This is a genomic window from Enterococcus sp. GC34 (assembly GCF_040886645.1).
Taxonomy (GTDB): Bacteria; Bacillota; Bacilli; order Lactobacillales; family Enterococcaceae; genus Enterococcus; species Enterococcus faecalis.
Map to the genome: position 1 here is coordinate 79,055 of NZ_JBFOEF010000003.1, position 20,223 is coordinate 99,277.

General features: G+C 38.1%; 15 protein-coding genes and 1 riboswitch. Of the genes, 5 read left to right on the forward strand and 10 right to left on the reverse strand.

Features of this window, described 5'->3' with window-relative positions; all coding sequences use genetic code 11:
• Positions 1 to 2: 2 nt before the first annotated feature.
• Genes AB3I72_RS04075 through ssnA form a run of 5 tightly spaced genes read right to left on the reverse strand, consistent with a single transcriptional unit; the run spans position 3 to position 8,309 of the window.
• Positions 3 to 1,328: a YgeY family selenium metabolism-linked hydrolase gene (locus AB3I72_RS04075; protein WP_086279992.1), complete on the reverse strand. Its 1,326-nt coding sequence runs from the start codon at positions 1,326 to 1,328 to the stop codon at positions 3 to 5.
• Positions 1,319 to 2,512, reverse strand: a complete 1,194-nt coding sequence (gene dpaL / locus AB3I72_RS04080; RefSeq protein WP_061101085.1) for a diaminopropionate ammonia-lyase — start codon at positions 2,510 to 2,512, stop codon at positions 1,319 to 1,321. The genes AB3I72_RS04075 and dpaL overlap by 10 nt, the downstream gene beginning before the upstream one ends.
• 23 nt (positions 2,513 to 2,535) lie before the next feature.
• Positions 2,536 to 3,909: a dihydropyrimidinase gene (gene hydA / locus AB3I72_RS04085; protein WP_010816683.1), complete on the reverse strand. Its 1,374-nt coding sequence runs from the start codon at positions 3,907 to 3,909 to the stop codon at positions 2,536 to 2,538.
• Between the two features lie 29 nt (positions 3,910 to 3,938).
• Positions 3,939 to 6,944, reverse strand: a complete 3,006-nt coding sequence (gene ygfK / locus AB3I72_RS04090; RefSeq protein WP_368023605.1) for a putative selenate reductase subunit YgfK — start codon at positions 6,942 to 6,944, stop codon at positions 3,939 to 3,941.
• Positions 6,945 to 6,974: 30 nt separating this feature from the next.
• Positions 6,975 to 8,309, reverse strand: coding sequence for a putative aminohydrolase SsnA (gene ssnA / locus AB3I72_RS04095; RefSeq protein ID WP_002381504.1), 1,335 nt, complete (start codon positions 8,307 to 8,309; stop codon positions 6,975 to 6,977).
• A 401-nt stretch (positions 8,310 to 8,710) separates the two neighbouring features.
• On the opposite strand from ssnA, the gene AB3I72_RS04100 reads away from it, so the two are divergent.
• From AB3I72_RS04100 to AB3I72_RS04120, 5 genes are all read left to right on the forward strand, one after another.
• Positions 8,711 to 9,349 carry a transcriptional regulator gene (locus AB3I72_RS04100; RefSeq protein ID WP_002381503.1) on the forward strand — a complete coding sequence of 213 codons (639 nt, stop codon included), beginning with the start codon at positions 8,711 to 8,713 and terminating at the stop codon, positions 9,347 to 9,349.
• Positions 9,350 to 9,554: 205 nt separating this feature from the next.
• Positions 9,555 to 10,907: a Mur ligase family protein gene (locus AB3I72_RS04105; protein ID WP_002362254.1), complete on the forward strand. Its 1,353-nt coding sequence runs from the start codon at positions 9,555 to 9,557 to the stop codon at positions 10,905 to 10,907.
• Positions 10,897 to 11,589, forward strand: coding sequence for a type 1 glutamine amidotransferase (locus AB3I72_RS04110; RefSeq protein WP_086279989.1), 693 nt, complete (start codon positions 10,897 to 10,899; stop codon positions 11,587 to 11,589). The genes AB3I72_RS04105 and AB3I72_RS04110 overlap by 11 nt, the downstream gene beginning before the upstream one ends.
• A gap of 114 nt (positions 11,590 to 11,703) precedes the next feature.
• A riboswitch (PreQ1 riboswitch) is annotated at positions 11,704 to 11,748 on the forward strand.
• Between the two features lie 77 nt (positions 11,749 to 11,825).
• The gene (locus AB3I72_RS04115; RefSeq protein WP_368023606.1) at positions 11,826 to 12,800 is read left to right on the forward strand and encodes a nucleoside hydrolase; all 975 of its coding nucleotides are present in this window, start codon (positions 11,826 to 11,828) and stop codon (positions 12,798 to 12,800) included.
• Positions 12,801 to 12,802: 2 nt separating this feature from the next.
• Positions 12,803 to 13,348 (forward strand): ECF transporter S component, encoded by a 546-nt coding sequence (locus AB3I72_RS04120; protein WP_002368898.1) that lies wholly within the window; start codon positions 12,803 to 12,805, stop codon positions 13,346 to 13,348.
• Positions 13,349 to 13,401: 53 nt separating this feature from the next.
• On the opposite strand, the gene manA is transcribed toward AB3I72_RS04120, so the two are convergent.
• From manA to AB3I72_RS04145, 5 genes are all read right to left on the reverse strand, one after another.
• The gene (manA, locus tag AB3I72_RS04125; protein WP_002356580.1) at positions 13,402 to 14,373 is read right to left on the reverse strand and encodes a mannose-6-phosphate isomerase, class I; all 972 of its coding nucleotides are present in this window, start codon (positions 14,371 to 14,373) and stop codon (positions 13,402 to 13,404) included.
• A gap of 41 nt (positions 14,374 to 14,414) precedes the next feature.
• Positions 14,415 to 15,458: a serine hydrolase gene (locus AB3I72_RS04130; RefSeq protein ID WP_104806291.1), complete on the reverse strand. Its 1,044-nt coding sequence runs from the start codon at positions 15,456 to 15,458 to the stop codon at positions 14,415 to 14,417.
• 129 nt (positions 15,459 to 15,587) lie between these two features.
• Positions 15,588 to 16,457, reverse strand: coding sequence for a VOC family protein (locus AB3I72_RS04135; protein WP_002411330.1), 870 nt, complete (start codon positions 16,455 to 16,457; stop codon positions 15,588 to 15,590).
• Between the two features lie 160 nt (positions 16,458 to 16,617).
• On the reverse strand, positions 16,618 to 18,486 hold the full coding sequence (locus AB3I72_RS04140; RefSeq protein ID WP_002356577.1) for an ABC transporter ATP-binding protein: 1,869 nt from the start codon (positions 18,484 to 18,486) through the stop codon (positions 16,618 to 16,620).
• A complete protein-coding gene (locus tag AB3I72_RS04145) occupies positions 18,483 to 20,210 on the reverse strand; it encodes an ABC transporter ATP-binding protein (protein ID WP_002379719.1) in 1,728 nt (575 codons plus the stop codon). The genes AB3I72_RS04140 and AB3I72_RS04145 overlap by 4 nt, the downstream gene beginning before the upstream one ends.
• Between the last annotated feature and the right edge of the window lie 13 nt (positions 20,211 to 20,223).

The following is a 20,223-nucleotide window of genomic DNA, read 5'->3' on the forward strand; positions in this document are numbered from 1 at the left end:
ACTTAACCACAATAGACCGTTGGTAATGCCGCATAAACGGCTGCACAACGAACCAAATCATCTTTCCAAGTTTTTTCATTTGGTGCATGTGCTTGTGCTTCGGCCCCTGGCCCGAAACCAATACAAGGAATGCCATTACGTCCCATAATTGAAACGCCATTTGTTGAGAAGGTCCACTTATCTAACAATGGGCGTTCTTCACGCATTTCCACTGTTTCTACAGAGCCTTTCCGTGTTTCTCCATAGAGATTTTTATGCGTTTCCATCAAGGCTTTTGTTACATCATGATTTTCTGGAATTACCCACGTTGGGAAATAACATTCAATTTCATAAGTTAAATCAGTATAAGAAGGACGATCATAGTTGTACATTGAAACCGTCACATCATCTCCATATTTTTTAACAGCTGGTAAATTGCGAATTTCTTCCAAACAACTTTCCCAAGTTTCTCCAGCAGTCATTCGACGGTCTAGTGAAACGGTACAGCCATCCGCAACAGCACACCGACTTGGTGAAGAATGGAAAATTTGCGAAACAGTCACCGTACCACGACCTAAGAAACGGGCTTCTTGCCACTCTGGATTGTACTTAGGATCTAACATACGAACTAAACCACGAATCGCTGTGCTTTCTGTATCTCCATTGTTGTTTAAGGCACGAACATCTTGTAAGATATCCGCCATTTTGTAAATGGCATTATCTCCACGTTCTGGTGCTGAGCCATGACACGAAACGCCTTTGACGTCAACTTTAATTTCCATTCGGCCTCGTTGACCACGATAAATCCCACCATCTGTTGGCTCTGTTGAAACAACAAATTCTGGACGGATACCGTCTTCTTTGATAATGTACTGCCAACATAAGCCGTCACAGTCTTCTTCTTGGACAGTAACTGTTACTAAAGCAGTATATTTTTCTGATAATAGACCTAAATCTTTCATGATTTTAGCGCCATAAATAGCCGAAACAATCCCGCCTTCTTGGTCAGACGTACCGCGACCACCGATCTCAGTTTCTGTTTCATAGCCATCGTAAGGATCAAATTTCCAGTTACTCATTTCACCAATTCCGACAGTATCCATGTGCCCATCAAAAGCAATTAATTTTTCACCAGACCCCATATAACCAAGTAAATTCCCTTGAGGATCAATGTCAATTTTATCGAAACCTAATTTTTCCATTTCGGCTTTTGCTCGCGCAATTTTGTTGCCTTCTTCTGCACTTTCTCCTGGAATTTTGACAAGGTCTCTTAAAAATTTGACCATATCTTCTCTGTAACTTTCTGCTGCTGCATTTACTGCATTAAAATCCATTCCTTTTACCTCCATAAAATTTTTTTATAATTGTCTGGATCAGTGTCCCCTTCGGTAGAAAACATTAAAACGTTTGACGTCTCATCCAGTTGCAATGCCTCACGTAATTCTTGATAGTCGGGATCTTGCATCACTGTAGCTACTAAGCCCATTGCTACTGCCCCAGATTCGCCTGATACAACTTGCGGATCCCCTTTTAATGGTGCGCCCAACATACGCATTCCTTTTTCAGAAACCCAATCTGGTGCTGAAACAAAGAAGGATGTATGATTTTTTAGAATATCAAAAGAAATTGTATTAGGCTCACCACATGCTAAGCCAGCCATAATTGTCTGTAAATCACCATCGACAAAGCGAATTTCTCCGTCTTTTTTAATTGCTGATTGATATAAACAGTCAGCGGCCTGTGCCTCAACTACGACCATAATCGGTGGGTTTTCTGGAAAAGCATTAGCAAAATAACCAATCACTGCACCAGCTAAACTGCCGACACCAGCTTGAACAAAAACATGACTAGGTCGTTCAGAGCCAAATTTTTTTAATTGCTGAGAGGCTTCTAACGCCATCGTTCCGTATCCTTGCATAATCCAAGTCGGAATTTTTTCATATCCGTCCCAAGCGGTGTCTTGAACCATGACACCGTTTTCAGTTTCTTCGGCCATTTTATTAGCCATTCGCACACATTCATCGTAATTAACTTCTTCAATTGTGACGATTGCGCCTTCTTTTTCAATATTTTCTTTTCTCGTCTGTGTTGAACCCTTCGGCATGAGTACAACTGATTTTTGACCTAATTTATTCGCAGCCCAAGCGACTCCTCGTCCGTGGTTGCCATCAGTTGCTGTAAAAAACGTAGCTTGTCCAAAAGCTGATCGTAATTGATCAGAAGTTAATTCATCATATGTTAGTTCCGAAACATCTTTCTTTAATTTTTCGGCAATATAGTTAGCCATGGCAAACGAACCACCTAAGACTTTAAAAGCATTTAAACCAAAGCGATAAGATTCATCTTTAACAAAGAAATCATTTAACCGCAGATACGCGGCCATATGATTCAATTCTGCTAATGGTGTTTCTGAATACTGTGGAAAACTTTTGTGAAAAGCCAAAGCTTTCTCAATTTTTTCTTTAGACATCAGAGGTAAGTACTTATCCTCCGTCTTCGGCATTTCATTTGCTGTCCATTTAATTTTTTCCAAAAATACTTCTCCTCCTTCTATTTTTAAGTTGCTTTACGAAAAACAAATTTTCCTTGATTTGCCAAGATGACTTGCCCAGCTTCAGCAACTTTTTGACCTCTTAAATAAACCATTCGAGCCTGTCCTTGTGTTTCAAATCCTTCATACGGCGTATAATCGACATTTTGTAACTGCGTTCTCGCAGCAATCACGCCGGTTGTTCTAGGATCCCAAACAACTAAATCGGCATCACTGCCTTCTTGCACCACACCTTTTTGTGGATACATCGAGAATTGTTTAGCAATATTTTCAGAAAGCAGAGCAACCATTTTTTCCAAGGTGATTCGGCCCTTCGCCACACCTTCCGTGTAAATTAATTCTGGTCTCGTTTCAACACCTGGCATCCCATTTGGAATTTTACTAAAATCATCTTTGCCAACTGTTTTTTGTCCGTGAAAATTAAAACTGCAGTGATCTGTCGATATTGTATTGATTGCCCCCTCTTTAATCCCTTGCCACAAAGCCTGTTGATCCTCTCGTTTGCGTAGTGGCGGTGAGCAGACATATTTTGCTGCTTCAAAATTAGGCGCATCATACAAGTGATCATCTAGTAAAAGATATTGAGGGCAAGTTTCTACATAGACTGATTGTCCTCTTTGACGAGCCCGTTCCACCGCTTCTAATGATCGTTTTGTGCTTAAATGCACAATATTAACCGGCAAATTAGCCATTTCTGCTATCATCAAATATCTTGCTACCGCTTCTGCTTCAACAGCCGCCGGTCTTGATAACGGATGATAGTGCGGGGTTAGCTTTCCTTGAGAAACATATGATTGGATTAATTCATCTACTAAATCACCATTTTCACAATGAACGCCTAACATTCCATTAACTTTTTTTATTTCTTTCATCGCTTCAAAAATTTCCGCATCTGTGGTCCGCAAGTTATCATAAGCCATATACATTTTGAAGGAAGTAATACCTGCAGCAATCATTTCCTGAATTTCAGCAGCTATCGTTGGGTTCCATTCGATCATGGACATATGGTAAGTATAATCACATGAACTCTTGCCTTCAGCCAATTGATTCCAAGTAGCTAAACAGTCTTTCAATGAGCCACCTTTATTAGGTGTAGCCATATCAATAACCGTAGTCGTACCTTTGGCCACCGCCGCTTGGCTTCCAGTAGTAAAGTTATCCGCCGTACTTAACGAACCTTTGCCATTATTTAATTCCAGATGCGTGTGCGCATCAATAAAGCCTGGTAATACATAACACCCCGTAACATCCTCAATCTGAGAATTTTCTACTGGTAAATTTGCCCCCATCTCTACAATTTGCTCGCCGTCAATTCGAATATCCAATTGACGACGATTATATGCAGATACGACGGTTCCACCTTTGAGCAGAATAGACATCTATTTATCCCCCAGTCGTAAATTTCCTTTTATGCTTGCATACAATAAGCATATTCTTCAATCATAGTTACCATTAATGCGATTAAATCTTCTGGTACATCTAATCCTTGATCCGTTAATTGAATTGTTGACACCGTTCCCCATAAACGCAGTAAACAAATTTTATCCACAGGATTTTGAACATAGAAACCTGAATTAGTACTGTCATAAAAATCAGATTCACTGTTAAATAAGGTAAATTTGTCTTTGTAAGGGGCACTTGCATAAGGGCAAAATGTTTCACAGTTGCCACATTCGTTACACATCCGATCAACATGGACAATTTGTGGTTTTCCTTCGACGTACACAACAATATTTGCTCGGTTTGGACAGACATCCATACAAGATTCACAAATTGTGGAGCATTCTAAGCAACGACTAGCTTGACTACAAGACATCTCGTCTGTCACAAGGATACCCCGTTTGTTTCTAACAAATGCGACATCACTATTTAAATTATCTTTTTCATAGTGATGATTGTGGACAAGACAAATATTATTGGCCGCTTTGGTTGCATCAGCGATTGCTTCAACAATTGTGGCTGGTCCTAAATTAGCGTCACCAATGACATAGACGCCTGGTATATTTGTTTCCAATGTTTCTTGATTTGAAACGACTTTCCCATAGTTGTCTGTGTGAATGCCTAATGCTTGGTAAAATTCTGTATCTACTTTTTCACCAACAGCGGCAATCACTGTATCAGCAGGAATATCAATCATTTCTCCTGTACCAATCGGACGACGGCGTCCAGAAGCATCTCGTTCACCTAGGACCATTTTTTCACAAGTTAATTGTTGATTTTCATGTTTAATTGGCGAAAGTAATTCTAAAAAGTCGACACCATCTTCTAAGGCTAAATAAAGTTCTTCTTCATCTGCTGGCATATTGCGTTTATTCCGACGATAAACCACTGAGACTTTTTTAACACCAGGCAATGTTGTGGCTGCACGAGCACAGTCCATGGCTGTATTTCCGCCACCAACGACGACAATCTGTTCCCCGTAAGGATTAATCGTTGGATTTTCTCGGTTTGCTTTTAAAAATTCTAACGAGTTCAATGCTCGCCCAGATTCTAAACGAAGGACCCCATGTTTCCATGCACCAATGGCATAAATAACATTCGTATAGCCTTGGTTTTTCAATTCTGCCAATGATGGCGCCTCTTGTCCTGTACGGAATTCAGCTCCCATAAATTCCGCTAACTGAACGTCTTTTTGAACAGATTCCATAGAAATTCGAAATTCTGGTACAATCTGGCTACAAACGCCCCCAATTGTCTCGGATTTTTCAAACACAGTAACAGGCATGCCTTCACGTGCTAATAAATACCCAGCAGAGATCCCTGCAGGACCTCCACCCACAACAGCTGTTTTAGGTGCATTTTCTTTTGGCTGTGGCTTTTCTAGTGTCGTCAATAATTCATCATAGGCATGTTCAGCTGCTTCTAACTTCACTTCCCGAATATGAATAGATTCTTCATAAAATTGACGTGTACATTTAGTCATACAAGGATGTGCACAAATGGTTCCAGTAATAAAAGGCAATGGATTTTTATCGACAATTACTTGCAAGGCCTTTAAATAATTGCCTTCACTTACATAACGAAGGTAAGCAGGAATATCCTGATTGATTGGACAACCACTGTCACTTCGACAAGGAGCAATATAACAATCTGTTAACGGAACTGTTTTTCTTAGTTTGGTACTTTCTGGTAATTTAATTGATTTTTGGTAACGCGCTTGTGTTTTAGCTTTCTCAACAACTTGGGCTAATTTATCCAAGTTGATATGAACCATCTGAGGATATTCTGCTGCGCTTAATACATTAGCAACTTGATTCATTCGTTGATAGCCACCAGGTTTCAATAGCGTCGTTGCCATAGTGATTGGCCAAATCCCAGCATCAAATATTTCTTTACTATTGAAAATATCTGCACCGCCAGAATAAGAAATTTGTAGTTTCCCATCAAATGCTTCTGATAATTTTTGTGCCAATGAAATACTAAGAGGAAATAGCGAACGTCCTGACATGTACATTTCATCACCAGGTAATTCATTTGCTGCAATCGTTACTGGGAAAGTGTTCGTAATTTTAACTCCGAAGCTTAGATTTTTACTATTGGCTAATAATTGCAGACGTTGTAACATCGGTACTGCTTCTTCAAATTGTAAATCTTCTTTAAAATGGTGATCGTCAAAAACCATATAATCAAACCCTAGCTCATCCATCGTTTGACGCGCATATTCATAACCTAACATGGTTGGATTACATTTAATAAAGGAATGGAGCCCTTTTTCACTTAATAAATAGGCCGCAATTCGTTCAATTTCATCTGATGGACAGCCGTGTAAAGTCGACAGCGTAATAGAATGACAGACTTTAGGACTAATTGCTTCGATATATAAGTCATCTACTTTTTTAAAATAAGATAGATATTTTTTGGCAGCTGCTTGGCATTCCGCCCAAATCGGCGTTCCTTCTGCGTTCTGCATTTCGTTAATATAACGATCAATTTTTGGCGATTGAATCCCTGCCAAATCATAGCCAACACTCATATTAAAAATGAAACCATTCGGATCACCTAGCTCGAACTCTTTACTCAGTAACTTCAAAACGAACCATGCTTTGACGTATTCATCATAGGCTTGGGGAACGCGCAATTCTGTGGACCACTCAACGTTGTAACATTCATCTGCTGCTGCGATACATGGTTTACTCACTGGTAAATCTTCTCCATCCAGTATCTGGACTGTCTTAACTTCAAAAAAACGAGAACCTGTTAAATAGGCCGCAATAATATTTTGTGCTAATTGTGTATGAGGACCTGCTGCTGGACCACAAGGGGTTTCCATTTTTTCTCCAAATAACGAAATCGTTTTTGTAGGATCCGCATGATAAAATTTACGAATGCCAAAAATTGTGCCATCTTGTTGATACTCACTAAAAATCCAATTTAATAAAGCCTCAATTGAGATGGGATGCATAATATCACTCATTAACGTCACTCCTTTTATTTATAATGAAAGCTATTGATTTACTCGTTTCCAGAAAGATTGTGCTTGCGTTTGCGCATCATGCCAAACTTTCTCTTCATCAATTCCTTGAACTTCACGATTACGCATCCGAATTTCTCCATTAATCACCGTGTCAGTAACCATCCCACCATTCATGCCGAATAAAATGTGCATGTTATAATTCTCTTTTGTCATTGGCGTCGGGCCATGATAATCAACAATAATGACGTCTGCTGCTGCATCAGGTTCTAAAACGCCTAGCTTTGTTTTAAAATAGCGATTAGCCATTTGCGGATTATTATCAAACAGCATTGCGGGAATTTCTGCCCAAGCTGCATTTGGATCAGCTAAATGATGTTTGTGGATAACATTTCCTACCTTATAAGATTCCGTCATATCATTCGTATAACCATCTGTGCCAAGACCCATCAAAATACCATACTCATTAAACATGCGCATCGCAGGTGGGCAACCGACCGCATTCCCCATATTCGACTCTGGATTCGTGACCACCATTGTGTCTGTATCTCTTAGTAATTCCATCTCATGAGGGCCAATATGGATGCAATGGCCTGCCATTGTCTGTTTTCCTAAAATTCCTAAATCAAATAATCGGTTCACAATCGGCTTCCCATATTTTTTCAAAGAATCATGAACATCGGCTAAATCTTCTGCAATATGAATATGATAACCAATCCCATCTGGCGTATTGGCTGCACATAATTCTAAAGAAGCATCTGATAAAGTAAAGGCTGCATGCATACCCATCATCGCTTTTTGCATATCATCCTTTCTTAAGGAACTGGCTTTAATAAAGGCGGCATTTTCTTGAACTGCTTCCCGCATTTTCTGCTCACCATCGCGATCAGAAACTTCATAACAAAGGCAGGTCCGAATCCCTAACTCGTCCGCTGCATTAGATAATTGGGTTAAACTCCCTGTAATTTCTCCGTAACTAGCATGATGATCAAAGACAGTTGTAACACCGTTGCGAATACTATCTAAATAAGCAACCTTACCACTTTGATAAGTGTCTTCTAATGTCAAGGCACGATCAATTCGCCACCATTGATCTACCAAAATATCCATGAAATTTTTAGGATGATAATTCGTTAAACTTAACCCACGTGCAAAGGTACTATAAATATGATTGTGCATGTTAATAAAGCCTGGCATAATCACTCCACCTTTAGCATCAATAAATGTCGCTTCTGGATAAGCTTGTTTTAAATCTTCTGTCGTTCCGACTTGTTTCACAACTTGACCATCAATCGCCACACACCCATTTTCAAAAAAATGATTCTGCGCATCCCGAGTGATTAAACGCCCATTTCCAATTAATAACATGTATTCTCCTCCTATTTTTCAACCTATTCCCCACAAGTGGCAAACGCTTACAAATCTATCGCTCAATCATTCACGAATATAGCTTGACTAGCTTGGCTAATCTATATCCCTACGAAAAGCATTTGAAGCGCTTGCATTTTTTACTAACGAACTCATTAACTTGATTAAAGTATATCACCTTACCTTAAAAAAAACAATGCTACCTAAAAAATATTTTTTAGAATTTTGACAGCCGTTATCTTGTATTATTATTTTTATCATGCTATCATTATTTTTCAGAACAGGTAGTACGCGACATTAAAGGATTTAGCCCTGCCTATTCCATTTAAAAATATTATGTTAAATTTGACACAATCTTATAAAAACTGTTTGTGCCAGGCACATTAGAAAGGAGCTTATTTATGTTATCCGACGAAAAACTTACTTTTTTAACACAAATTGCTAAAGGTTTAGCTGGTCAATTTGGGGAAAACTGCGAAGTCGTTATCCACCAAATCAATGAAGACAATATTAACAACTCTATTGTTTCCATCGAAAATGGTCATGTCTCTTCTCGTCATCTGGGCGATGGACCTTCTCAAGTAGTCTTAGAAGCCTTAAAAAAAGACCCTAGTGAGTTGAATGATCATATTAACTATCTGACCCGCACCCATGATGGTCGTATTTTAAAATCTAGTACAATGTATTTTAAAGATGAGAATGGTCAACTCGATGGTATTTTTGCTATTAACTACGACATCACTACATTGATTGCTGCAGAGTCGAACTTAAAATCTTTGATTTCCACTGCAGAACCTGAAGAAGATAAAGACCCTGATTACATTCCTCAGGATGTTAATGAGTTGTTAGACGATTTAATTCACGAATCAGTCAAATTAGTTGGCAAGCCGGTCCCATTAATGACGAAGGACGATAAAATCAAGTGTATTCAATTTTTAAATAATAAAGGCGCCTTCTTAGTCACTAAATCTGGAGACAAAGTCTCTAACTTCTTCAATATTTCTAAATATACGCTATACAGTTATATTGATGCGAAATAAAAATGGAAATCGATGGACGATTTGTTGTTAAGACAAGTCGTCTATTCTCTTTTTTCCTTCACTATTCTACTTTTTCTAAAAGACTTTTTAAATAATAGTAAGAAAAAGTAAAAGGAATTAATTTTTTATTTTAGTTATGGTATGATAGATTGAGTTTAATTTAAAATAACGAAAAATTAAAGATATAGAAATTGGGGGACAACAAATGGGGATTCGAAGTCATTTAGCAATTGCTGCAGGAAAAACTTCGCAATGGGTTTTACAAACATTTTTTAAAGGCGGCAGTAGCTACCCAGGGAAATTAGCCCTAAAAATCGATCCTAAAATTTTAGATACATTGGCAAAAGACTATGAAATTGTCGTAGTCACTGGAACGAACGGCAAAACATTGACAACTGCTTTAACTGTTAACATTTTACGCCAAGAATTTGATGAGGTATTAACAAATCCAACGGGTGCTAACATGGAGCAAGGAATTGTCTCTACTTTTTTAAATGCCAAGGCAAAAAAAGGACAAAAGAAATTTGCGGTGTTAGAAATTGATGAAGCAAGTTTAAGCCGTGTCACTAAATATATTCAACCAAAATTATTTGTTTTTACGAATATTTTCCGCGACCAAATGGATCGCTATGGCGAAATTTATACGACGTATCGCTTAATTATGGAAGGCGCCGCTGCTGCTCCTGAAGCAACTATTTTGTGCAATGGTGATTCGCCAATTTTTAATTCAAAAGAAACTGTAAATCCTCGCAAATACTATGGATTTAATCATTTACCACCGAAAGAGCAATTGGCTCATTACAATACAGATGGGGTTTTATGTCCAAAATGTAATCATATTCTTCATTATAAAATGATTACGTATGCTAATTTAGGTGATTACTATTGCCCAAATTGTGGCTTCAAACGGCCTGAGTTGGATGTGCAGTTAACGGAAATGGTCCGGATGGATAATACATCTGCTGATTTTGTGATTGATGGCGAAGAATATGGCATTGCTGTTGGTGGGATGTATAATGTTTATAATGCGCTAGCGGCCACAGCGGTAGCAGAATATTATCAGGTGGCACCAGATAAAATCCGAGCAGGCTTAGCTTATGATGAAAAAGTTTTTGGGCGTCAAGAAACCATTAAAGTTGGCGATAAAGAATGTACGTTAGTTTTAGTAAAAAATCCGGTTGGTTTAAATCAGGTCATTGATATGATGGGCTTAGCCCCTTACTCTTTCTCGCTGGTTTCATTATTAAATGCCAATTATGCAGATGGAATTGATGTCAGTTGGATTTGGGATGGTAATCATGAAGCCTTTGCTGATATGGACATTCCAAAAGTAATTGCTGGCGGTGATCGCCATGAAGATATGGCCTTGCGTTTAAAAGTTGCGGGTATTCCTGAAGAAAAATTACTAGAAATTCCTGATTTGGAGCAAGTAATTTCAGAAATTAAAACGTTGCCGACAGATCATGTCTATATTTTGGCAACCTATACTGCTGTTTTGCAATTAAGAAAATCATTAACAGCCCAAGGGTATATTCAAGGGGGAATGAATGGTGTCTAAAGAATTAGTCGTTTGTCATTTATATGGCAACTTATTAAATACTTACGGAGATAACGGAAATTTATTGATGCTTAAATATTTAACCGAAAAAATGGGCGTTACCTTCCGATCAGAAATTATTAGTATCTACGAACCGTTTGATCCCGAAAAATATGATTTAGTCTTTGTTGGTGGCGGTCAAGACTTCGAGCAATCGATCATCTCAGAAGACATTCAGAATAAAAAAGAAGCTTTGACTTCTTATATTGAAAATGACGGCGTCTTGTTAGCTATCTGTGGTGGTTATCAACTTCTAGGACATTACTATGTCGGCGCACAAGGCGAAAAAATTAAAGGAATCGGTGCATTAGATCATTACACTTTGAGCCAAGACAACAATCGTTTCATTGGTGATATCGAAATTTATAATGAAGAATTTGATGAAACGTATTATGGTTTTGAAAATCATAATGGCATGACTTTTTTAGGCGAAGGTGAACGACCTTTAGGAACAGTCAAACAAGGCAAAGGCAATAACGGTCAAGATAATGGCGAAGGCGTTGTCTATAAAAATGTGTTTGGCTCCTACTTCCACGGTCCAATCTTAGCACGCAACAAAAATCTAGGGATCCGGCTAATTCGGACCGCTTTAGAGAAAAAATATGGTGAACCGATCGCTATTCCTGAAACGCTTTATAAATAAAAGAAGAATCTAGTTCCTACATATAGGACTAGATTCTTTTTCATTTCTCCGACAACTATTTACATCTTTACAAAATATAGTAAGATAAAGAGGTGCATTTAAAATCGAGAATTTCTCGGACTGGTTCGGAAACTTCCCAGAATAAAAAACTAAGTATCTCTCAATACTAACTCAAGTCATAGCTTTTTTAACAAGAGTTATCATTTGCAGTTAACGAAAAAGGAGGATTGGAAAAAATGCAAAAAGTAATTATTGATTGTGATCCTGGAATTGATGACACGCTTGCTCTCTTGTATGCACTTGCTTCACCAGAGCTAGATGTCCAAGCGATTACAGTTGTTTGTGGAAATGTCCCTGTGGAGATTGGCGTGGGAAATGTTTTTAAATGTTTAGAAAAAGTTAATCGCTTAGATATTCCTGTCTACCAAGGGGCTGCTAGCCCTTTAAAACGGCCATTTGTTAGTGCACAAGATACACATGGCATGGATGGTTTAGGTGAAACTTATTTCCCCAGAACTAGCAAAATCCAAGCACAAGCGCTTTCCGCTGCTGACTATTTAGCACAAACCTTTCAACAAGCTACCGATTGCTCAATCATTGCCCTTGGTCCTTTAACAAACATTGCATTGGCTTTAAAAAAAGAACCTCTTCTGGGGCGAAATCTTCAACGTTTTGTCTCAATGGGTGGTACCTTTAAAAGCCACGGCAATTGCTCTCCTGTTGCAGAATTTAATTATTGGTGTGATCCTGATGCAGCAGCTTGGGTTTTTGAGGAATTAGGTGCAAAAATCGAGATGGTCGGCTTAGATGTCACACGAGAAATTGTTTTTACACCAACAATTCTCAACTATTGTCAACGACTCAACCCCAAAATGGGAAATTACCTCGGTGAGATTACTCAATTTTATTTTGATTTTCATTGGAAATATGAACGTATTTTAGGGTGTGTTATCAACGATCCCTTAGCGGTTGCTTATTTTATTGATCCTACGCTCTGCCAAGGCTTTTCCAGTTACGGACAAATTGTTCCTGACGGCATTGCTATGGGGCAATCAATGATCGATCAGTATCATTTCCAGCAGCAACCAGCCAATTGTCATGTCTTGACTACGGTTGATAGTCAACAGTTTTTCGTGAAGTTTCTATCCATTCTTTTAAATGTACAAATAGATGAGATCGAAAGAGATTTCAAAAATTTAAGGATGGGATAACCATGAAAAAAATAACACCACGAATCATTACAATTATCGCTTTTAGTGTTGCTTTAAATTACCTTGGCAGTACCATTGCGTTACTCCTTCGTTTACCAATTTATCTTGATAGCGCGGGAACTATTTTTACAGGTGCGTTATTAGGCCCACTCTTTGGCGCACTGACAGGTATTTTAACAAGTCTACTAACTGGATTGACAACGGATATCTTTTCTCTGTATTATTCACCTGTCCAACTCTGCACAGGAATTTTAGCAGGTTTGCTCCTTCATCAGCAGTTAAAAGTAACCAAATTACCATTTAAAACGTTGTGGTTAACGATACCAGGAACAGTAATTTCTTCCTTGATTACAGTTTGTTTATTTGGTGGAATTACTTCTGCTGGCTCCAGCATAATTGTCCAATTTTTATATGGTTTAGGCTTCAATCAGTTAGCAAGCGTCCTGTTGGTTCAATTGATAACAGATTACGGGGATCGTCTACTATCAGTCATCATCGTCACAGCTGTTATCGCTGCCTTACCTAAACGTTCCTTTATAACAAAATAAACTGTTTTAATGCTAAAAAAGAGGAAATCATCTGTTGATGATCTCCTCTTTTTTTAGCGACTACCAGGTTCTGAAGCTATAATCGTTAGATCACCTTCAAAACGCCAGCTCGGAATATCTGTTGGAAAGATAAAGCTATCGCCTTTTTTCAAATCAAAAGTAGCCACATCTGCTTTTGCAGCATCTTCTGTAATCAATCGACCCACACCTTCAATAACTGTTGCTAATGTATAAGGTGCTTGTTTTTTAACTTTTAGAATCCCACTGACACGCCACTCATAGACATTAAAGAAATCTGTTTTTACATAAGTAACAATGCTTGATTGTCCTTGATTTTCTTGTTGAATAGAGAGGTCAGGATCCTTCGCCGGAACGGTTGTCACATCAATGGATTGTTGAATATGCAATTCCCGGGTCTTTCCTTGATCATCTGTTCGATCATAATCATAAACCCGATACGTAGTATCACTGCTTTGTTGCGTTTCTAAAATTAAAATACCCGAGCCAATGGCATGAATAGTGCCGCTTGGTACATAATAAAAATCGCCTTTTTTCACTGGTACTTTTCTTAAAAGATCGTCCCAACGACCTTCTTCAATCATTTCAGCTAGTTCTTCTTTTGTTTTCGCGTGATGTCCATAAATGATTTCAGCGCCAGGTTCTGCATCAATAATGTACCAACATTCAGTTTTGCCTAGCTCGCCTTCATGTTTTTGGCCATATGCATCATCGGGATGAACTTGCACGGATAAATCATCTTCAGCATCTAAAATTTTCGTTAATAATGGAAAGACAGCGCCACCTGCATGGCCGAATAGCTCTTGATGGTCTGCCCACAATTCATCTAATTTTTTTCCTTTAAATTCGCCATTTAAAACAGTACTAACGCCATGTGGATGTGCACTGATGGCCCAATCTTCACCAATTTTATCGCTCGGTAAATCGAAACCAAATAGCGTGTGTAGACGATTGCCGCCCCAAATTTTTTCTTGAAAAACAGGTTGTAAAAATAATGGTTCTTGCATTGACTGTGACCTCCCAAATTGAATTCGCTCTCATTATATCACTAAAAACTAGTCATTTCATCTGAAACTGATGATTTCTCTTTTAAATAGGTTGCCAACAACTGATCTCTTTCTTCGATATAAGTGTTCCGGTGGTCCTCTGGATGGACTCGATTAGATAAAAAGATAAACGCTGATTGTTGTTGCACATCAATTAGCAAAAAAGTGCCTGTATAGCCTGTATGGAATAATAATGGCCGTTGCGTAGCTACATCATATTTAAAATCCCAGCCTAGAGAACGTGGTTTATCTGCAGCTGGCACTTGGTTAACTAGTAACAAATCAATCGTCTCTTTTTTTAAGAATTGGAGATTGTGATAACTGCCTCGATTTAAATACATTCGAACAAATTTTGTTAAATCATAGACATTGCTAAACAAGCCAGCATTCCCTGCATGTTCCCGTAAAACAAATGCCTTAGGATCATGGGTTGCACCTCGAATCAACCCTCTTTGTTCATGTAATTCTGTTGGCACACAGTTTAAAGGATTCTTTGGTAGAAACGTACTTTCGTTCATCCCTAAAGGAAGCAATACTCGTTCAGATAAAATTTCTATCATTGATTGCTGGAACATTTCTTCTAACATAAAGCCTAATAAAATAGTCCCTGCATCTGTATAAACAACTTTTTTACCTATTGCTTTGCCTGCGTGAAAGGAATGATTGTAGGCGTCTTTTAATTCTTGGGCATTCAGCTGATCACGATTAGGAATATAGCCTTGTAAATCTGCCGTATGTGTCAACAAATGCCGGATTGTAATATTAGAATCTTGAAAAGAGGGATAATAAGTTTGTAATGATTGATCTAGAATAATTTTTCCTTCTTCCACTAATTGCAAAATAACGGTGGTGGTGCCGACTACTTTGGTTAAAGAAGCCACATCAAACAGCATGGCCGAGGTTAATTGTTCTTTGATGGGTTTTACTTGTGCGAGTCCCCAACAATTGCTCTCCTCTTTTTCACCTTCAATGAAACAAAAACTAGCCCCCGAAAAAACACCTTTTTTCATCATATTTTGAATTTTCCACTTTGTTTTTTCGTACATTTTTTCACCTACTATTTTTAATATTAAAGGAAAAGTCTAGAATAAGTCCCGAACAAAAGCAGCGTTAAACTTTTATTCCGACTTTATTCCAGACTTGCTAAAACAAGCTTATTTTGTCTGTCTAAGCGTTTATTTTAAGACAAACCACCATTCCAAGCCAATTGGATCAAACACAGTGACAATCGCTTTTTTCTGGTCAATAAAGAACTCTTGATTTTTTGCCGTTAATTGTTGCTCCATTGCTAAAATATGGTCTTGATCAGAGAGCTTAATGGTAAAGAAATCTAAACCTAAGTGTGGATCAGGTAATTGATCCACTTCACTTGTTTCAGGTTTTTGGAATCCAATAGTTGCTTTGCCATCTTCTAAAACAAATTGATCTTTTTCATTGTGTTTTAAACCCAGAACTTCCTCATAGTATGCTTTTATTTCTTTTTGATTGTTTGTTTTTAATTGCACATGCGCTAAATATGACCCAGCGGCTAACCCTTGATGTGGCTCTAAGTCCTCACTGATAAGATCTTTAAGCACAATCGGTTGCTTTTCAGAAGTCGAATTTGCTGTTGCTTCATCGTGAAAAATCTCAAATTGATTGCCTTCAAGATCAGTAATGAACATGCTTTGACGTGTGCCAATTTGGAAACTTTCATCAATTGGATAGTCTTGTTCAAGCACTCGTTGAGCAATTTGTAAAAATTCTTTTTCCGTAGGAACTTTAATTGAAAAATAAGCCATTTGCTTTTCTTCATTATGAAAATCTTCGGCTTTTCTAGTTTCTTCTAAAATTAATAATTGCGTTCCTGCTTCACGTGTACCCCAGATAGACAGGTTATTTTCTTCTGACTTTAAAACAAAACCCATTACTTTTTTATAAAAGTCGACCATTTCGCCAACTTTTTTCGCACGAATGGCAATTGTTTTTAATGTCGCAGCTTTTTCTAATTGAAATTCAGTCATTTTTTCTGTTACCTCCATTTTCTTCTCTCCCATTTTATACATCTCTTGCTATTTCATCAAGTAATATCCTGTTTTTCTCAAAAGAAAATAGAAATTTTTCAATTTCGCTAACTTTTTGTTAAAAAATAAGGCTTCAGGAACCAGTCTTTACGACTATGGCTCCTTCAGCCCCATCATGAATTACTATTTTTTTCTTCGCCTTTTAGGCTACTTCTTCTGAAAACTGACTGTTATATAAATCAGCATAAAAACCGTTTTTCGCCATTAATTCATCGTGGGTTCCTGTTTCTACAATTGAACCTTCTGCCATAACGATAATCGTATCGGCATCACGGATAGTCGACAAGCGATGAGCGACTACAAAGCTGGTCCGATTCTCCAATAAACGATTCATTGCTGCTTGAATCAGTATTTCTGTTCGAGTGTCCACACTTGAGGTGGCTTCATCCAAAATTAAAACGTCTGGATTTGCTAAGAATGCTCGAGCAATTGTAATTAATTGTCGTTGACCTTGAGAAATATTGCTGGCTTCTTCATTTAGAATCGTTTGATAGCCTTCTGGTAATTTTCTGACAAAATCATCCACATGGGCTGCTTTCGCCGCACGGATCACTTCTTCTTCGCTCGCTTGGTCATTACCATAATGAATATTGTCATAGATACTTCCAGTGAACAACCAAGTATCTTGAAGAACCATTGAAAAGTGTGCTCGCAACTCTTCGCGAGACAAATCGCGCGTATCTACGCCATCATATTTGATGCTGCCGCTACTAATATCATAGAAGCGTTCCAATAAGTTAATTAGGGTTGTTTTCCCAGCACCTGTTGGGCCCACGATTGCGACCATTTCCCCAGGTTTAACATTTAAATTGAAATCTTTCATTAATAATTTCTCTGGTGAATAGCCAAAAGCAACATGTTCAAAAGAAACACGATAAGGACTATCTGTTTCCACTGGTACGCCAGAAGGTTCATCCACCATTTCTTCTTCATCTAATACTTCAAAGACACGTTCTGCCGAAGCCACCGTAGCTTGGATTGTATTCATTAAATTAGCGATTTGAGTAATCGGTTGTGAAAATTGATTGGTATATTGAAGAAATGCTTGAACATCCCCTAAATCCATCATACCATTCGCTACTTTTACGCCACCAAGGACTGCAACAAACACATAGCCTAGATTTTTGATAAAGTTCATTAAAGGCATAATGATCGCTGAAATAAATTGTGCTTTGCGACCAGCATGATATAATTTTTCATTTTCTTTTTCAAATACTTCTTGATCACTTTCTTCGTGGTTGAAACTTTTTACTACTACGTGACCACCGTAGGTTTCTTCGACTTGGTTATTCAATAATCCTAAGCTTTTTTGTTGAGCCGCAAAATGTTTTTGCGAGCGAGGCGCCACAACCATCACAACAATTAAACTTAATGGCACTGTTGCTAAAGCAATTAGTGTTAACTGCCAGCTAATGGTCAGCATCATCCAAAGTACACCCACAAATGTCACGATACTGGTAATTAATTGGGTTAAGTTTTGCTGTAAAGTACTCGCAATATTATCCATGTCGTTAATTGCCCGCGACATGATGTCCCCATTACTATGAGTATCATAATAGGAAATTGGAACTTTGTTCATTTTCGCTTCTAATTCTTGACGTAATTCATAAACTGTTCTCTGTGAAACACGTGTCATAATTACTTGCTGCAAGAAATTAAAGACAGCAGAAATAAGGTACATGGCAATAACAATTAATAAAATTTGACCGATTTTGTCAAAATCAATTGGAAAAGAAGTTATTTTTAAGCCTTGTTTCATTTCAGCAGCGCCTTTCATGACGCCTTTAAAAATTTCAGTTGTTGCCTGTCCTAATACTTTTGGTGTTTGAATTTGGAAAACGACGGCTGCGATTGCTAACACTAAGACAGCAATAATTGACAGCATTCGTTTAGACATGTACCGAAATAAACGTTTCACTGTTTTCCAGAAATTTTTTGGTTTTGGCCCTTTTGCGCCAATGTTGCGTCCTGGTCCACCGCCCATTGGTCCGCCTTTTGGTCGACTACTCATGCAAGGTCCTCCTCTCTCAATTGAGAATGTACAATTTCTTGATACGTTTGGTTGTTCGCTAATAACTCTTCATGCGTTCCTTTACCAACTAATTTCCCTTCGTCTAATACTAAAATTGTCGATGCTTCCATAACCGTACTTACACGTTGGGCTACTAAAACGACAATTGCATCCGTCATCTGCTCTTTTAAGGCTTTTCTTAAATTAGCATCTGTTTTGAAATCCAATGCAGAAAAGGAATCATCAAAAACATAGACATCTGCTGGTTTTACTAAAGCACGAGCAATAGCCAACCGCTGGCGTTGTCCGCCAGAAAAATTACCGCCGCCTTGTTCGACATGACTATCCAAACCTTCTGCCAATTCTGAAACAAACGCCTTCGCCTGCGCGATTTCTAAGGCTTGCCAAATTTCTTCATCGGTCGCATTTGGGGCGCCGTATTGCATATTTTCACGAATCGTTCCTGTAAATAAAACAGCCTTTTGCGGTACAAAGCCAATCATTTCTCGTAAATTATGCTGTGACGTATCTTTAATGTTTTTACCATTTAGCAAAATTTTGCCAGATTCAACATCATAAAAACGTGGTAAAAGATTAACCAGCGTTGTTTTCCCAGAACCTGTCCCACCAATAATCGCGACCGTCTCCCCAGATTTTGCTGAAAAATCTATATCTTCCAGTGCTAAGTTTTCAGCATGCTGGTAACGATAATTAACATGTTCAAACGCCAATGTTGCTTTGTCGCCTTTTAGAGAGAGTAGTTCTGGATTGGGTACATCTTTGATTTCTGAATCAGTATTTAGCACCTCATTAATCCGATCAGCAGAAGCTTGCGCCCGCGGTACCATGACAAAAATCATAGATAACATCATGAAACTCATCAGAATTTGCATGGCATAAGTCATAAAGGCAATTAAGTTCCCTACTTCTAGTTGCATTTCCGCAATATAATGACCGCCAAACCAGGTGATTGCAATATTGGTACCGCTCATAATGAGTGTCATTAAAGGAATCATCAAAGCGACAATCGTATTCACTTTAATCGCCGTTTGTGTATAATCCTTATTGGCTTCATCAAAACGTTGTTCTTCATAGTTTGCTTTGCCAAAGGCCCGAATCACACGAACCCCTGTCAGTCCTTCACGAAAAACTAAATTTAAACGGTCTGTTTTCTTTTGCATGCTTTTAAATAACGGAACCGCTAAAAACATGATACCTCCCACTAAAACAGCCATAATTGGTAAAACATATAGAAAAATTTTCGTTAATTGTGGGTCCTTGTTATACGCCATAAAACTTGCACCAATTAACGTTAAAGGTGCGTTAATCATTAAACGTAAAAACATTTGCATAACCATTTGAATCTGATTGACATCATTGGTTGTTCGTGTAATTAGCGAAGCTGTCCCGAATTTGTCAAATTCATTATTAGAAAAATTTTCAACTTTTCGATAAATATCAGTCCGTAATTTTTTACCTAAACTTTGTGATTCTTTGGTGGCAAAAAAGGTATTTCCAATAGAAGCGACAATGCTAATCAAAGAAAAGCCTAACATGACAACTCCTGTACTCCAAATATAGTTAATATCTCCTTTAGCGACACCGTCATTAATGATATTAGATGTTAATGTGGGCAGATATAAATCTGCGATAATTTGTACGATCATAAATACAACCGCTGCAAAGACCGACCATAACGACATCCGTTTGACTAGTTTAATCAACTAACTTCTCCTC

What these genes read in the sequence shown, in the direction of transcription:
- AB3I72_RS04135 (WP_002411330.1), bottom strand. Translation starts at nt 16,457, where the DNA reads ATGTATAAAATGGGAGAGAAGAAAATGGAGGTAACAGAAAAAATGACT.
- hydA (WP_010816683.1), bottom strand. Translation starts at nt 3,909, where the DNA reads ATGTCTATTCTGCTCAAAGGTGGAACCGTCGTATCTGCATATAATCGT.
- ygfK (WP_368023605.1), bottom strand. Translation starts at nt 6,944, where the DNA reads ATGAGTGATATTATGCATCCCATCTCAATTGAGGCTTTATTAAATTGG.
- AB3I72_RS04110 (WP_086279989.1), top strand. Translation starts at nt 10,897, where the DNA reads ATGGTGTCTAAAGAATTAGTCGTTTGTCATTTATATGGCAACTTATTA.
- AB3I72_RS04140 (WP_002356577.1), bottom strand. Translation starts at nt 18,486, where the DNA reads ATGAGTAGTCGACCAAAAGGCGGACCAATGGGCGGTGGACCAGGACGC.
- AB3I72_RS04115 (WP_368023606.1), top strand. Translation starts at nt 11,826, where the DNA reads ATGCAAAAAGTAATTATTGATTGTGATCCTGGAATTGATGACACGCTT.
- AB3I72_RS04075 (WP_086279992.1), bottom strand. Translation starts at nt 1,328, where the DNA reads ATGGAGGTAAAAGGAATGGATTTTAATGCAGTAAATGCAGCAGCAGAA.
- AB3I72_RS04120 (WP_002368898.1), top strand. Translation starts at nt 12,803, where the DNA reads ATGAAAAAAATAACACCACGAATCATTACAATTATCGCTTTTAGTGTT.
- AB3I72_RS04105 (WP_002362254.1), top strand. Translation starts at nt 9,555, where the DNA reads ATGGGGATTCGAAGTCATTTAGCAATTGCTGCAGGAAAAACTTCGCAA.
- ssnA (WP_002381504.1), bottom strand. Translation starts at nt 8,309, where the DNA reads ATGTTATTAATTGGAAATGGGCGTTTAATCACTCGGGATGCGCAGAAT.
- AB3I72_RS04130 (WP_104806291.1), bottom strand. Translation starts at nt 15,458, where the DNA reads ATGTACGAAAAAACAAAGTGGAAAATTCAAAATATGATGAAAAAAGGT.
- AB3I72_RS04100 (WP_002381503.1), top strand. Translation starts at nt 8,711, where the DNA reads ATGTTATCCGACGAAAAACTTACTTTTTTAACACAAATTGCTAAAGGT.
- manA (WP_002356580.1), bottom strand. Translation starts at nt 14,373, where the DNA reads ATGCAAGAACCATTATTTTTACAACCTGTTTTTCAAGAAAAAATTTGG.